This window comes from Brevibacterium sp. R8603A2 (assembly GCF_023072605.1).
GTDB lineage: Bacteria > Actinomycetota > Actinomycetes > Actinomycetales > Brevibacteriaceae > Brevibacterium > Brevibacterium pityocampae.
Window position 1 is genome coordinate 154,134 of the sequence record NZ_JALLGN010000004.1, and the last position, 14,466, is coordinate 168,599.

11 protein-coding genes are annotated in these 14,466 nt (G+C 70.6%); 6 read left to right on the plus strand and 5 right to left on the minus strand.

From position 1 onward, the window contains the following. Positions 1 to 172 precede the first annotated feature (172 nt). Positions 173 to 2,350, minus strand: coding sequence for an excinuclease ABC subunit UvrB (gene uvrB / locus MTQ12_RS05455; protein WP_247424820.1), 2,178 nt, complete (start codon positions 2,348 to 2,350; stop codon positions 173 to 175). 255 nt (positions 2,351 to 2,605) lie between these two features. Between uvrB and MTQ12_RS05460 the strand changes: the two genes are divergently transcribed. The 4 genes from MTQ12_RS05460 to MTQ12_RS05475 all read left to right on the plus strand — a co-directional run bounded on the left by MTQ12_RS05460 (position 2,606) and on the right by MTQ12_RS05475 (position 6,902). Continuing rightward, positions 2,606 to 4,036, plus strand: coding sequence for a branched-chain amino acid ABC transporter permease (locus MTQ12_RS05460; protein ID WP_247424823.1), 1,431 nt, complete (start codon positions 2,606 to 2,608; stop codon positions 4,034 to 4,036). Between the two features lie 21 nt (positions 4,037 to 4,057). Beyond that, positions 4,058 to 5,038, plus strand: coding sequence for a branched-chain amino acid ABC transporter permease (locus tag MTQ12_RS05465; protein WP_137319776.1), 981 nt, complete (start codon positions 4,058 to 4,060; stop codon positions 5,036 to 5,038). Between the two features lie 89 nt (positions 5,039 to 5,127). Further along, positions 5,128 to 6,060: an ABC transporter ATP-binding protein gene (locus MTQ12_RS05470; protein WP_247424992.1), complete on the plus strand. Its 933-nt coding sequence runs from the start codon at positions 5,128 to 5,130 to the stop codon at positions 6,058 to 6,060. Then, positions 6,057 to 6,902, plus strand: a complete 846-nt coding sequence (locus MTQ12_RS05475; RefSeq protein ID WP_247424827.1) for an ABC transporter ATP-binding protein — start codon at positions 6,057 to 6,059, stop codon at positions 6,900 to 6,902. Before MTQ12_RS05470 ends, MTQ12_RS05475 begins: the two co-directional genes overlap by 4 nt. A 111-nt stretch (positions 6,903 to 7,013) precedes the next feature. Here MTQ12_RS05475 and MTQ12_RS05480 read toward each other — a convergent pair whose 3' ends face one another. Continuing rightward, positions 7,014 to 8,285, minus strand: a complete 1,272-nt coding sequence (locus MTQ12_RS05480) for an ABC transporter substrate-binding protein (RefSeq protein ID WP_247424830.1) — start codon at positions 8,283 to 8,285, stop codon at positions 7,014 to 7,016. A 220-nt stretch (positions 8,286 to 8,505) separates the two neighbouring features. Here MTQ12_RS05480 and MTQ12_RS05485 point away from each other — a divergent pair, with 220 nt between their 5' ends. Beyond that, on the plus strand, positions 8,506 to 8,949 hold the full coding sequence (locus tag MTQ12_RS05485) for an OsmC family peroxiredoxin (RefSeq protein WP_137319779.1): 444 nt from the start codon (positions 8,506 to 8,508) through the stop codon (positions 8,947 to 8,949). On the opposite strand, the gene coaE is transcribed toward MTQ12_RS05485, so the two are convergent. From coaE to rpsA, 3 genes are all read right to left on the minus strand, one after another. After that, complete coding sequence (coaE, locus tag MTQ12_RS05490) at positions 8,930 to 9,898, minus strand: dephospho-CoA kinase (protein ID WP_247424833.1); 969 nt, start codon at positions 9,896 to 9,898, stop codon at positions 8,930 to 8,932. The two genes, MTQ12_RS05485 and coaE, sit on opposite strands and share 20 nt — an antisense overlap. 46 nt (positions 9,899 to 9,944) lie before the next feature. Beyond that, positions 9,945 to 11,693, minus strand: coding sequence for a hypothetical protein (locus MTQ12_RS05495; protein ID WP_247424836.1), 1,749 nt, complete (start codon positions 11,691 to 11,693; stop codon positions 9,945 to 9,947). An 80-nt stretch (positions 11,694 to 11,773) separates the two neighbouring features. Continuing rightward, positions 11,774 to 13,252, minus strand: a complete 1,479-nt coding sequence (gene rpsA / locus MTQ12_RS05500) for a 30S ribosomal protein S1 (RefSeq protein WP_247424839.1) — start codon at positions 13,250 to 13,252, stop codon at positions 11,774 to 11,776. 351 nt (positions 13,253 to 13,603) lie between these two features. Here rpsA and MTQ12_RS05505 point away from each other — a divergent pair, with 351 nt between their 5' ends. Next, entirely contained in the window at positions 13,604 to 14,440 is an 837-nt protein-coding gene (locus MTQ12_RS05505; RefSeq protein ID WP_247424842.1) for a class I SAM-dependent methyltransferase, read from the plus strand. Positions 14,441 to 14,466 lie beyond the last annotated feature (26 nt).

Here is a 14,466-nt window from a genome sequence, read left to right on the forward strand (position 1 = left end):
ACGAGTCTCTCCGCCTGCGGTGCGTGCGCACCCGCCAGGCCTCTGCGTCCGGCCCCCGTGCGGACGGGGGCGTGCTGACGAACGCAGCGTTGAGGATACTCCCTCATCAACAGCAGGAGTCAGTGTAGCGCAGTCGGCCGGGCCCGGCGCCCAGCCGGCGGCGGGCCGGGGCTCAGCCGTGGCCCTCCCGCTGCATCTGGCGCAGCTCCTTCTTGAGGTCGGCGAGCTCGTCGCGGAGCCGCGCGGCGAGCTCGAACTGGAGCTCCGCGGCCGCGGTGTGCATCTGGTCGGTGAGCCCGGCGATGAGCTCGGCGAGGTCCGCTGAGGGCGGGCGCAGCGAGCCCCCGTCGGCCGCGCGGCCGCGCTGCTCGTCGCTCAGGGTCGCTGTGTAGCCGCGCCGGCCCTTGCCGTAGTCGAACTCGGTGAGGAGCTCGCGGGTGTCCTCGTCCTCGCGCTGGAGCCGCTCGGTGATGTCCGCGATCTTCTTGAGCAGCGGCTTCGGGTCGATCCCGTGCTCGGTGTTGTAGGCGATCTGGATCTCGCGCCGGCGGTCGGTCTCGTCGATCGCGAACCGCATCGACGGGGTGATCGTGTCGGCGTACATGTGGACCTCGCCGCGCACGTTGCGCGCCGCGCGGCCGATCGTCTGGATGAGGGACTTGCCCGAGCGGAGGAAGCCCTCCTTGTCCGCGTCGAGGATCGCGACGAGCGACACCTCGGGCAGGTCGAGGCCCTCGCGCAGCAGGTTGATGCCGACGAGCACGTCGAACTCGCCGGCGCGGAGCTCGGTGAGGAGCTCGACGCGGCGCAGCGTGTCGACGTCGGAGTGGAGGTACTGGACCTTGACCTCGTGCTCGAGGAGGTAGTCGGTGAGGTCCTCGGCCATCTTCTTCGTCAGGGTGGTGACGAGCACCCGCTCGTCGCGCTCGACCCGGTCGCGGATCTCCGCCAGCAGGTCGTCGATCTGCCCGCGCGTGGGCTTGACGACGACCTTCGGGTCGACGAGCCCGGTGGGCCGGATGATCTGCTCGACCACTCCGTCGCCGCGCTCGAGCTCGAAGTCCCCCGGCGTCGCGGAGAGGTACACCGCCTGCCCCACCCGGTCGAGGAACTCGTCGAACTTCAGCGGCCGGTTGTCGAGCGCGCTCGGCAGCCGGAAGCCGTGCTCGACGAGGGTGCGCTTGCGGGACATGTCGCCCTCGTACATGCCGCCGATCTGCGGCACGGTGACGTGGCTCTCGTCGATGACGAGGAGGAAGTCCTCCGGGAAGTAGTCGAGCAGGCAGTTGGGGGCGGTGCCCGGGGCGCGCCCGTCGATGTGGCGGGAGTAGTTCTCGATCCCCGAGGTGAAGCCCATCGACTGCATCATCTCGAGGTCGTAGGAGGTGCGCATCTTGAGGCGCTGCGCCTCGAGGAGCTTGTTCTGCCCCTCGAGCTCGGCGAGCCGCTCCTGGAGCTCGTGCTCGATGTCGGAGATCGCCCGGCCCATCCGGTTCTCCCCCGCGACGTAGTGGCTGGCGGGGAAGATGTGGACGATCTCCTCCTCGCGCACGATCTCCCCGGTGAGCGGGTGGAGGGTGTAGAGCGCCTCGATCTCGTCGCCGAAGAACTCGATCCGCAGCGCGAGCTCCTCGTACTGCGGGATGATCTCCACCGTGTCCCCGCGCACCCGGAAGGTGCCGCGGGTGAAGGCGAGGTCGTTGCGCGCGTACTGCATCGACACGAAGCGCTTGAGGAGCGCGTCGCGGTCCCACTCCTGGCCCACCCGCAGCGACACCATCCGGTCGACGTACTCCTCCGGGGTGCCGAGGCCGTAGATGCACGACACCGTGGACACCACGACGACGTCCCGCCGGGTGAGCAGCGAGTTCGTCGCGGAGTGGCGGAGCCGCTCGACCTCGTCGTTGACCGAGGAGTCCTTCTCGATGAAGGTGTCCGTCTGCGGGACGTAGGCCTCCGGCTGGTAGTAGTCGTAGTACGACACGAAGTACTCGACGGCGTTGTGGGGCAGAAGCTGCCGGAACTCGTTGGCGAGCTGCGCGGCGAGCGTCTTGTTCGGCGCCATGATCAGCGTGGGCCGCTGCACCTGCTCGATGAGCCACGCGGTGGTCGCCGACTTGCCGGTGCCGGTGGCGCCGAGGAGCACGACGTCCTTCTCGCCGGCGTCGAGGCGGCGGGCGATCTCCGCGATCGCGGCGGGCTGGTCGCCGGCCGGCGAGTACTCGCTGACGACCTCGAAGGGCGCCACCGAGCGCTCGACCTCGGGCCGGTGGCCGATCCGCGGGACCGGACGCTCGGGCGCGGTCCGCGGGCGGGTGTCGGGGGGCGTGGGGGCGTCGGCGGAGCTCATAGGAGCACCCTACCGCCGGGCTCGGACACTCCCCCGGCACAGCCCTTGGCACGACGCTCTGCACGACGCTCCGCACGAGGCTCCCCACCGGTCGCGCGCACCCCGGCCGCACCTGCCGCGGGGCCGATGCCAAGTCGTGATCCGCCGGAAAACGGCGCGAAACGTTCCGTGTGCCATAATCCAGTTCAGCACCTGTCCTGTGACTCACATCACACCGAAGTGAGCCGGGGCGCGTGGACCAGGAAGGCACATACCGTGACACACGATCTCGTGCGTCGGCCCAGGTGGAAGCGGACGGCACTCGTCGCGCTCGCCCTCGGGCTGCTGGCGATCCTCGGCGGGTTCCTCGCCGGCCCCGCGGCGGCATCCGCCGTCGCCGCCACCGACACCCTCGCCGGCGGCACCGCCCCGGTGATCTCCGGCTCGCTGCGGACCGAGGGCGAACCCCTCGCCGGCGTCCGGATCACCGCGACCGGCGACGCCGGCACCGTCGAGACCACCTCCGAGGACGACGGCCGCTGGCAGATCGAGGTGCCCGCCAAGGGCACGTACTCCGTCGAGCTCGACGAGTCGACGCTCCCCGACGGGGTGAGCCTCGCCGACGGCCAGGAGAACCCGCGGGAGGTGTCCTTCGGCAACACAACGCGCGCCGGGGTGATCTTCCAGTTCGGCGCCGGCGGCGGTGCCGCGGCGGCCCCGGCCCCCTCGGGCGCCGACGACACCACCGCGGTGCCCTCCTCCCCGCCGACCGCCGGGGAGACCGCGGCGCCGGGCACCACCACGGACACCGGCACCGGCGGCCGCGCCTTCGGCGTCGTGCTCGGCGAGCGCGCGCTCGCGGGCCTGACCTTCGGCCTCATCCTCGCGCTGTGCTCGGTGGGCCTCAACCTCATCCTCGGCACCACCGGGCTCAACAACTTCTCCCACGGCGAGACGGTCACCCTCGGCGCGGTGCTCGCCTTCGCGTTCGCCGCGCTCGGCCTGCCGATGTGGCTGGCGATCATCGCCGCGGTCGCCGGCGGCGGCCTCTACGGCTACCTCAACGACACGCTCCTGTGGCGGCCGCTGCGCCGCCGGCGCGCCGGACTCGTGCCGATGATGATCGTGTCGATCGGCTTCGCGCTGACGGTGCGCTACATCCTCCAGTTCTTCTTCGGCGGCTCGACCCGCCAGCTCCCGTACGCGCAGGGCCCGGTGTTCGACCTCGGCCCGTTCTCGATCACGCGGAACAACCTCGTGTCGATGCTCGTCGCGCTCGCCGTCGTCATCATCGTCTCCCTGCTCCTCATGAAGTCGAAGATCGGCAAGGCGACCCGCGCGGTGGCCGACAACCCGGCGCTCGCCTCGGCCTCGGGCATCGACGTCGACCGGGTGATCCGGATCATCTGGATCACCGGCGCCGCGCTCGCCGCGCTCGGCGGCATCCTCTACGCGTACTACCGGCCCGGCGTCACCTTCAACATGGGCCAGCAGATCCTCCTCATGATGTTCGCCGCGGTCACGCTCGGCGGTCTCGGCACGGTGTTCGGGGCGCTCGTCGGCTCGCTCATCGTGGGGATCTTCGTCGAGATCTCGACGATCTGGCTGTCGGCGGACCTCAAGTACGTGGGCGCGCTGGTCATCATGATCCTCGTCCTGGTGTTCCGACCCCAGGGGATCCTGGGACGAAAGGAGAGGATCGGCTGACGCCGGTCCGAGGTCATCATCATGGATTTCTCCAGCATCCTCACCAACGCCCTGTGGGAGTTCTTCAACCCCATCACCGCCGCCTACGCGCTCGGCGCGCTCGGCCTCGCCGTGCACTTCGGCTACGCGGGCCTGCTCAACTTCGGCCAGGCGGGCTTCATGGCCGTCGGCGCCTACGGCTTCGCGATCGCGGTCCTCACCTTCGGCGCCCCGCTGTGGGCGGCGTTCCTCGTCGCCCTCGTGTGCTCGCTCGCGCTCGCCGCGCTGCTCGGCATCCCGACGCTGCGGCTGCGCGCCGACTACCTCGCGATCGTCACGATCGCGGCGGCGGAGATCATCCGCTACGTCGTGACGACGAACGAGCTCACCGACGTCACCGGCTCCGCCAACGGACTCGCCGCCTTCGAGGGCGGGTTCTACGACCTCAGCCCGATCCCGTCGGGCAGCTACTCGCTCGGCTTCACCGTGATCTCCTCGCGCACGCTGTGGATGCTCATCGTGTCCTGGGCCGCTGTCGCCGTCTGCGCGGTCCTCATCTGGCTCCTCATGCGCTCCCCCTGGGGCCGCGTGCTCAAGGGCATCCGCGAGGACGAGGACGCGGTCCGCTCGCTCGGCAAGAACGTCTTCTCGTACAAGATGCAGGCGCTCATGCTCGGCGGCGTGCTCGGCAGCCTGGCCGGCATGATCTTCGTCCTCAACACCGGGTCGGTGCAGCCGGCGAACTTCGGCACCGAGCTGACGTTCTTCCTCTGGACCTGCCTGCTGCTCGGCGGCATGACGACCGTGCTCGGCCCGATCCTCGGCGCGATGATCTTCTGGGTCGTGCTCTCGCTCACCCAGGGCATCCTCACCGGGCTCGTCGAGTCCGGCACGGTGACGTTCATCACCACCGTGCAGGCCGGTCAGCTCCGCTACATCCTCGTGGGCGTCGCGCTCATGATGCTCATGATCTTCAGGCCGCAGGGCATCCTCGGCAACCGGAAGGAGCTGGTGTTCTCGTGAACGCCCAGACCGACACCCCGCGCCCCGGGCCCGACGCCGGGACCGGAGCGCACCCCGACGAGTACGCGCACTGGACGACGAGCGAGTACATGCTCGACGAGCGCCCGATCGTCGCCGGGGACGCCTCCGGGCCGGGCTGCGCGAAGCGCGACCCGATCATCGTCGGCGACTCGATCACCCGCCAGTTCGGGGCGATCAAGGCCGTCGACGTCGACCACGTGGAGATCCCGCGCCACAAGATCACCGCGCTCATCGGCCCGAACGGCGCCGGCAAGACGACCCTGTTCAACCTCCTCACCGGCTTCGACACCCCGCAGTCCGGCTCGTGGTCGTTCGACGGGCACCAGCTGTCCGGGATGCGCCCGCACCGCGTGGCGCGCCTCGGCATGGTGCGGACCTTCCAGCTCACCAAGGTGCTCGGGAAGCTCTCGGTGATCGAGAACATGCGCCTGGGCGGGTCGCGGCAGCCCGGGGAGCGGATCCACACCGCTCTCCTCCCGTGGCTGTGGCGCAGGCGCGAGGCCGAGATCACCGAGCGGGCCGATGACCTGCTGCGCCGGTTCAAGCTCGACGCGAAGCGCGAGGACTACGCCGCGAGCATGTCCGGCGGCCAGCGCAAGCTCCTCGAGATGGCGCGCGCGCTCATGACCGACCCGGTGCTCGTCATGCTCGACGAGCCGATGGCCGGCGTCAACCCGGCGCTCAAGCAGTCGCTCCTCGACCACATCATCAACCTCAAGGCCGAGGGCATGACCGTCCTCTTCGTCGAGCACGACATGCACATGGTCCGGCACATCGCCGACTGGGTCATCGTCATGGCCGAGGGCCGGATCGTGGCCGAGGGCCCGCCGGACACCGTGATGCAGGACGCGGCCGTCATCGACGCCTACCTCGGCGCCCACCACGACGTCGACCTCGGCGACTCCGCCGGGGTGGCCGCGCTCGAGCACAGCCTCGCACAGGACGAGGACCCCGCCGGCGAGCCGCCCGCCTCCCCCACCGACCCGAAGGACACCCCATGACCGCCGCACCGCACACCGCCCAGACACCGGGCCCGGACACTGCCGGGGAGCCGGTCGTCACCGTCACCGACCTCGTCGCCGGCTACCTGCCCGGGGTCAACATCCTCAACGGGTGCAGCATCGAGGCCCGGCCGGGCGAGCTCATCGGCATCATCGGCCCCAACGGCGCCGGCAAGTCGACGCTGCTCAAGGCGATGTTCGGCCTCGTCAAGGTCCACTCCGGCACCGTGCGGGTGCGCGGGGAGGACCTCACCGGGCTCAAGGCCAACGTCCTCGTCAAGCGCGAGCTCGGCTTCGTCCCGCAGACGGAGAACGTCTTCACCACCCTGACGGTGGAGGAGAACCTGCAGATGGGGATCTATCTGCGCGCGAAGCAGTTCGACGAGCGCTTCGACTACGTCACGACGCTGTTCCCCGAGCTCGGCCGGCGCCGCACCCAGCGGGCCGGCTCGCTGTCCGGCGGCGAGCGGCAGATGGTCGCGATGGCGCGCGCGCTCATGATGGATCCCGCCGTGCTCCTCCTCGACGAGCCCTCGGCGGGCCTGTCCCCGGTCAAGCAGGACGAGGCGTTCCTCCGCGTCCACGAGATCAACCGGGCCGGGGTGTGCGTCATCATGGTCGAGCAGAACGCGCGGCGCTGCCTGCAGATCTGCGACCGCGGCTACGTGCTCGACCAGGGCCGCGATTCGCACACCGGGACCGGCCGGGATCTCCTGGGCGACCCCAAGGTCATCGAGCTCTACCTCGGCGACCTCGCCGAGAAGGTCGACGGGAAGGACCACGGCCCGGACCACGGCACGGCGGCAGGCGCGGCGCCGGGGACGCAGCCCGGTCCGCACTGAGCACACGAGCACTGAGCGCACACGCGCACGGCGCACACGAGAGGGGCGGCCGTCGGATCGACGGCCGCCCCACCCGCTGTGCTCAGATGTGCTCCCGCAGGAGGCGCGGACTCATTCGAGCGAGCCCTGCTCCTCCATGTCCGGCTGCGGGCGGTTCTCGCCGTCGAACTTGTAGATGCCCATCGTCGCCTCGGTGACATCGCCGTTCTCCGACATCGTCACCGGTCCGGAGATGCCGTCGTAGTCGATGTCGGTGCCGGCCTCGATGAGCTCGAGGCACTGCGCGACCTCGGTGCACTTCTCGCCGTCGCGCGACACCGCCTGGAGCTCGTCGCGGATCGCGGCCGGGTCGGTCGACCCCGCCTGCGCCGCGGCGAGCGCGAGGAGCACGGTGGCGTCGTAGGACTCGCCCGCGTAGTTCCACACGGTGAGCGCGTCGTCGACCTCCGCCAGCCGCTCCTTGAAGTCGTCCTGCGCGAACGAGCCGGGCTGCGTGCCGTAGGCGCCCTCGAGGGTGCCGGGATCGAAGTCCGCGCTGTAGTCCGCGATGTTGCCGTCGACGAAGTACAGCTGGTCCGCGCTGATCCCCTTCGAGGTCAGCAGCGGCACGATCGACTTCGCCTGGTCGAAGGTGATCACCGCGATCGCATCCGGGTCCGCCCCGACGACCTCGTCGACCTGCGAGGTGAACTGCGAATCTCCCTCGTTGAACATCGACTCGACGGCGATGGTGCCGCCGGCGGCCTCGACGGTCTCACGGATGTTCGCGGCCAGACCGGTGCCGTAGGCATCGTTGAGGACGATCATCCCGATGTTCGAGGCGCCCTGGGACACCATGAAGTTCCCGAGCACCTGGCCCTGGAGCACGTCCGAGGGCGCGGTCCGCCAGTAGAAGCCGTCGTCGTCCCAGTCGGTGAAGTCCGGCGAGGTGTTCGCCGGGGAGAACTGGATGACACCGGCGCCGGTGATCTGGTTGATCACCGTCTTCGCCACACCGGACGAGGCGGGTCCGACGACCGCCGACACGTCCTGGTTGAGGAGGTCCGTCGTCGACTGCGTCGCGAGGTTCGTCGTCGTGTCGCCGGAGTCGCGGTGGATGATCTCCACGTCCTCGCCGTTGATGCCGCCGGCCTCGTTGATCTCCTTCATCGCGAGGTCGACCCCGGCGATCTCCGGGGGTCCGAGGAACGCGAGCGCACCGGTCTGCGGCAGCAGGGTGCCGATCTTCAGCGCTCCGCCCTCGCCTCCGCCGCCCGATTCGCCGCCGGATCCCTCCGAGCCCCCGCCCGTCGCGCACGCCGTGGCGACGAGAGCGACCACTGCGCCCATCGCCACCGATGCCGAGAGACGCGCTGCACGCCTCGTCCGCTGTGTCACAGCCATGTTCAGCCTCCTTCGATCACGGGCGCCGTGCCCATGTCAGCCCCCGCAGGGGATGTGATGAATATCACCACACATTCGACCCGCGCGGGGCCCGACACGGAGGAAATTTTCACACCCGTTACATCCGGGGCCGCCGGGAGGCCTCCACGAGTCCTGCCCAGTAGACTCCATTCAGGGTCGCCGACCCCGCACATCCCGACTCGAAGGAACGAGGAACCCCATGGCCCCCGCAGCGAACGCGATCGTCTCCAAGGCGCACACCACCTGGCACGGCACCCTGGCAGAGGGCACCGGCACGGTGTCCCTCGACTCCTCGGCCGCGGCCTCGATGACCCTGTCCTGGGCCGGCCGCGCCGAGACCGCGATCAACGGGGTGACGAACCCGGAGGAGCTCATCGGGGCGGCGCACTCCGCCTGCTACTCGATGGCGCTGTCGAACGCGCTCGCACAGAACGGCACCCCGCCGGAGGAGATCACCACCGGGGCCGACGTCTCCTTCTCCCCGGAGAAGGGCATCACCGACATCCACCTCGTCGTCGTCGGCCGGGTGCCGGGGATGTCGGCGGCGGACTTCGACACGATCGCGCAGAAGGCGAAGAAGGACTGCCCGGTGTCGAAGGCCCTCAAGGGCGTCGACATCCACCTCACCGCATCGCTCGGCTGAGCTCCACATCGGCCGGCCGCCCGGGGTCCGCACTGCGATGCAGGCTCCGGGCGGACTGCTGTCCGGGCGTCTCCGCCGCACCCGCCGGGACCGGCGGGAAGCCCGCCGCGCCCAGCGCGGCACCGAAACGCTCCTCCGACTCCCCCGCGCCCGGCACCGCGGTGAGGGCGATCGCGCCGGCGGCCGCGTCGTCGGTGCGCTCCACGGACTCGATCTCCACGCCGGCCTCCGCACACGCGTGACGGATCCGGGCGGTGAGGCGCTCGACCGCCCACGCACGCTCGCGCGGGTCCTCCGGAGCGCCGTTCCTCGCTGCCTGCTCCCGGGGCGCGGGGCGGGCGGCGGCGAGGTTCCGGGAGAAGGGCAGCAGGCGCTCGTCCACGAGGCGCTCGACGGCAGCGGCGGTCGCAGCCTGCTCCCCCGCGTTGTCGATGACGACGTCGCAGGCCCGGTACCGCTGCACATCGCTGGCCTGCGCGGCGATCCGTCGCTCGGCGTCGGCCCGGTCCATCCCGCGGGAGTCGACGAGCCGCTCGAGCCGCACCTCGGCCGGCACGTCGACGAGGAGCGCGAGGTGGTAGCGCGCGGACATCCCGTTCTCGACGAGCAGCGGGACGTCGTGGACGACGAGCTCCCGGTCGGTGTGCGCACGGAAGCGCTCGGCGGTCAGCTCCGCGATCGCCGGATGCATGATCGCGTTGAGACGCTGCGTCGATGCCCGGTCGGCGAAGGCGACGGCCGCGAGCCCCGGGCGGTCGAGAGCGCCCTCGGGAGTGAGGATGTCCGGGCCGAACGCGGTGACGAGCTCCTGCAGCGCCGGTGCGCCGGGGGCGACGACCTCGCGGGCGATCGCGTCGGCGTCGACGATCGCGGCCCCGGCCTGCTCGAGCACACGGGCGACGGTCGATTTGCCGGCGCCGATTCCGCCGGTGAGTCCGATGAGCAGCATGGCCCCAGCGTATCCCGCGTGCAATGGGTCAGCGCAGATCGATGGGTCAGCGCAGATCGATGAGGTAGACGCCGTCGATCTCGAGGTACGGGGCGCCGGCGGCCCGCGAGGTGTGCTGCGCGATCGCGAGGGCCTCGTGCGGCAGGTGGGCGCCGTCGACGGCGATGACGACGAAGTCGACGCCGCGCGCGCGCAGCGCGTCGACGGCCTCCCGACCGCGCGGCCGGGCGCCGTCGGGCAGCGGGGAGCCGCGGTGCTCGTCGAGCACCGCGTCGAGCGGGTCCGCAGGCGCGGAGAAGATGATCGGGCTCTCCGGGGTGGAGCCGATGAAGTAGCCGCCGGTCTCCCGGTAGTGCATCCCGGTCAGCGCCTGCCACACCATCGCCTCGTCGGCGTGCGGGGTCGCCATCGCCACCGGCCGCGGCAGGGTCTTGACGACCGAGCCCGCCGGGATGACCTCGGCGTAGGCGCCGGCGTAGAAGTCCGGGATGATGATCGGCCGTGCGGTCACCGCCCCGGGGGCGACGAGGAGCAGCGACAGCGCCGCGGCGATCGGCCCGAGCCGGCGCAGGGCCGGGCGCGGGCTGCGCAGGCACCGCCACAGGCCGAGCGCGAGGAGCACGGAGAGGGCGAGCGTGGAGTGGACGGCGAGCCGCATCGGCAGCACGTTGCCGAGCACGGGGAGCAGCTCGACGAGACGGAACGGCGTGTGCTCCCACACCGGGCGGCCCCACACGTACCACGGCGCGCCCATGGACAGCAGCCAGACGAGAAGGCCGGCGAGGGCGGTGACGCGCACGAGCGTGCCGTACCGCGTCGAGCGGTGCAGCGCGAGCACCGTGAGGGCAGCGCAGACGAGCCACACGATTCCGGTGTAGCCGCCGATCTCGGATGGGTCGAGGCCGAGCTGCCGCGGGATCGGGGTGGGGCCGCCGCCGAGCAGCGTGTAGGCGCCGGGGACCAGCGGGTCGAGGAGGTCGTTGTTCCACACGCCGTGGGGACGGATCGTCTGCCCGGGCGCCCCGGGCAGGGTGAACATCGCGAGCAGCAGCGGCGTGCCGATGAGCACGGCGATGCCCGCGGCGAGCAGGCCCCCGCCGAGGAGCTGCAGGCCGGCGCGGGCGAGGATGCGCGGCGCGCACACGAGCATGGCGAGCAGCAGGCACACGGCGGCGAGGAAGGTCCCGGCCAGGAGCTCGGTCGAGACGTAGAACTGCCACCCGATCGCGCACCCGAGCCACACGCCGGTGACCACCGGGCGGCGGCGCGGACCGGTGCGCAGGAGCTCGACGATGCCGAGCGCGACGAGCGGCGGCAGGACCGCGAATGCGAGGTTGAGATGGCCCGAGGCCTGCGACACGAGGTAGGTGGAGAAGCCGTAGGCGAACCCGCCGACGAACGCCGGGAGACGCGGCACGAAGCGGTGGACGAGGGCGGCGGCGGCGAGCGCGGAGGCGACCGGCGCGGCGATGATCGCGAGGTTGTAGGCGACGACGGGCCCGGCGAGCCAGGTCACCGGGACGAGCGGCAGGGCGAGCCCGAGGACGGTGGTGTTCCAGCCGCCGTTGACCCCGGCCGGGTGGTGCATCGAGGTCGAGTAGAGGAGGTGCCGCTCCCCCGAGCCCTGGCCGAACCAGCCGGCGACGACGTCGGCGGCGTGGGCGAGCCACCAGATGAACAGCGAGGTGTCGTCGTTGTCCGCGAACACCCGCGTGCCCGGGTGCGCGATGACCTCGCCGAACACGGTGAGCGAGGCGAGGACGAGGACGAGCGCGTAGAGGAGCCACGCGCGCACCGGCCCGCGCGGGAGCCGGGGACGGCCGAAGGGCCCCCGGACGGTCGTCCGGGAGCCCTTCAGGGGTGCTGTGCTGGAGCTCAGTTGCCCGCGAGCTTCTCGCGGAGAGCCGCGAGTGCCTCGTCGCTGGCCAGCGTGCCCTCGTCGGCGCGGTCGTCCGAGCTGTACGAGGAGGAGGCCTGCGAGCCGGACTCGGCGGGAGCCTCGGAGCCGGATTCGGCGTCGGCCGCGATGGCCTTCGCGACCTGCTTCTTGTGCTCCTCCCAGCGGGCCTGGGCGGCGGCGTACTGCTGCTCCCACTCCTCGCGCTGGGTCTCGTAGCCTTCCAACCACTCCTGGGTCTCCGGATCGAAGCCCTCGGGGTACTTGTAGTTCCCGTCCTCGTCGTACTCCTGGGTCATGCCGTAGAGCGCGGGGTCGAGGAACTCCACGGCCTCCGGGTCGACGCCCTCGTTGGCCTGCTTGAGGGACAGCGAGATCCGGCGGCGATCGAGGTCGATGTCGATGACCTTGACGTAGATGGTCTCGTCGACGCTGACGACCTGCTCGGGCAGATCGATGTGGCGCACGGCGAGCTCGGAGATGTGCACGAGGCCCTCGATGCCGTCCTCGACGCGCACGAACGCACCGAACGGGACGAGCTTGGTGACCTTGCCCGGCACGATCTGTCCGATGACGTGGGTGCGGGCGAAGTGCTGCCACGGATCTTCCTGGGTGGCCTTGAGCGACAGGGACACGCGCTCGCGGTCCATGTCGACGTCGAGGACCTCGACGGTGACCTCGTCGCCCACGGTGACGACCTCGCTCGGGTGGTCGATGTGCTTCCACGAGAGCTCGGAGACGTGGACGAGCCCGTCGACGCCGCCGAGGTCGACGAAGGCGCCGAAGTTGACGATCGAGGACACGACGCCGGGCCGGACCTGGCCCTTCTGCAGGGTCTGCAGGAAGTCGTGGCGGACCGCCGACTGGGTCTCCTCGAGCCAGGCGCGGCGGGAGAGGACGACGTTGTTGCGGTTCTTGTCGAGCTCGATGATCTTCGCCTCGACCTGCTGGCCGATGTACGGCGCGAGGTCGCGCACGCGGCGCATCTCGACGAGCGAGGCCGGGAGGAATCCGCGGAGTCCGATGTCGACGATGAGGCCGCCCTTGACGACCTCGATGACGGTGCCGGTGACGACGCCCTCTTCGTCCTTGACCTTCTCGATGTCGCCCCAGGCGCGCTCGTACTGCGCGCGCTTCTTCGACAGCATCAGGCGTCCGTCCTTGTCCTCCTTGGTGAGGACCAGGGCTTCGATGTCGTCTCCGACCTCGACCACCTCGGCGGGATCGACATCATGCTTGATCGACAGCTCGCGCGAAAGGATGACGCCTTCCGTCTTGTAGCCGATGTCGACCAGAACTTCGTCGCGGTCGACCTTGACCACCGTTCCCTCGACGATGTCTCCGTCGTTGAAGTACTTGATGGTCTCGTCGACTGCCGCGAGGAAATCTTCCGCAGATCCGATGTCGTTGACTGCGATCTGCTCGTTCTTCGCCGTGTCCGGCGTGGTGGTGGTCATAAAGGTAGGGACTCCGTAATGGACTGATGCCCGTCGGCCGGGGCCGGCGGTCTCGGTGCGTGTGGATGGACAGGTGCTGCGCCGCGCGATGGTGCTGCGGTGGTGCCGTGATGCACGCGCTCGCCGTCGGCCGGAGCGTGCAACGGGTGGGCGGCCCCGGCGATCGACCTGCCGGTGGACCGAGAGGTGAACCCGAGGCGAACCGGAAGTGACACGGGATGTGACACCATGGGACACGACGACCGCGCGTGCTGAGCACAGCGCATACAGTATCAATCGTAGCACCTGACAGCACCCGCGTGCACCCCGGTGCCCAGTGCCCGCACGGCGCGGGCGAGGAACGGAGAAGCCATGACCGACAGCGAATACTCCCCCGAGATCATCAGCGGGGGGTACCGCGCGATCGACGAGGAGGCCTCGGTCCGGGCCAACCGCACCTACTGGGACGGCTCGGCCGCGGACTATCTCGCCGAGCACGGCAGCTTCCTCGGCGCGAGCGAGTTCGTGTGGTGTCCCGAGGGTGTGCACGAATCCGATGTCGGACTGCTCGGCGACGTCGCCCGCCGGCAGATCCTCGAGGTCGGGTGCGGCGCCGGCCAGTGCTCCCGCTGGCTCGCCGAGCAGGGGGCGCTCGCGACCGGCGTCGACCTCTCCTCCGGGATGCTCGAGCAGGCCTCCCGGCTCCAGCGCGAGCACCCGCTCGATCCGTCCACGGTGCCGCCGACCTTCCTCCAGGCCGATGCCCGCGCCCTGCCGTTCCCCTCCGGCAGCTTCGACATGGCCTTCTCGTCCTACGGCGCGCTGCCGTTCGTCAAGGACGCCGAGGTGGTGCTCTCCGAGGTCGCGCGCGTACTGCGCCCCGGAGGCACCTGGGTGTTCTCCGTCACGCACCCGGTGCGCTGGATGTTCCCCGACGTCCCCGGCGAGGCCGGGCTCACCGTCGAGTACTCGTACTTCGACCGCACGCCCTACGTCGAGCTCGACGGGGACGGGCACCCGGTGTACGCCGAGCACCACCGCACGATGGGCGACTGGATCTCGCTGCTCGTCGACTCCGGGTTCGTCCTCTCCGGGCTCACCGAGCCGGAATGGCCCGAGCACAACCGGACGGCGTGGGGCGGCTGGTCGCCTTTGCGCGGCCAGGTCATGCCCGGCACCGCGATCTTCTCCACCCGCCTGCCGAAGTAGGCGGCCGGCCCCGTTGCGCCCCGTGA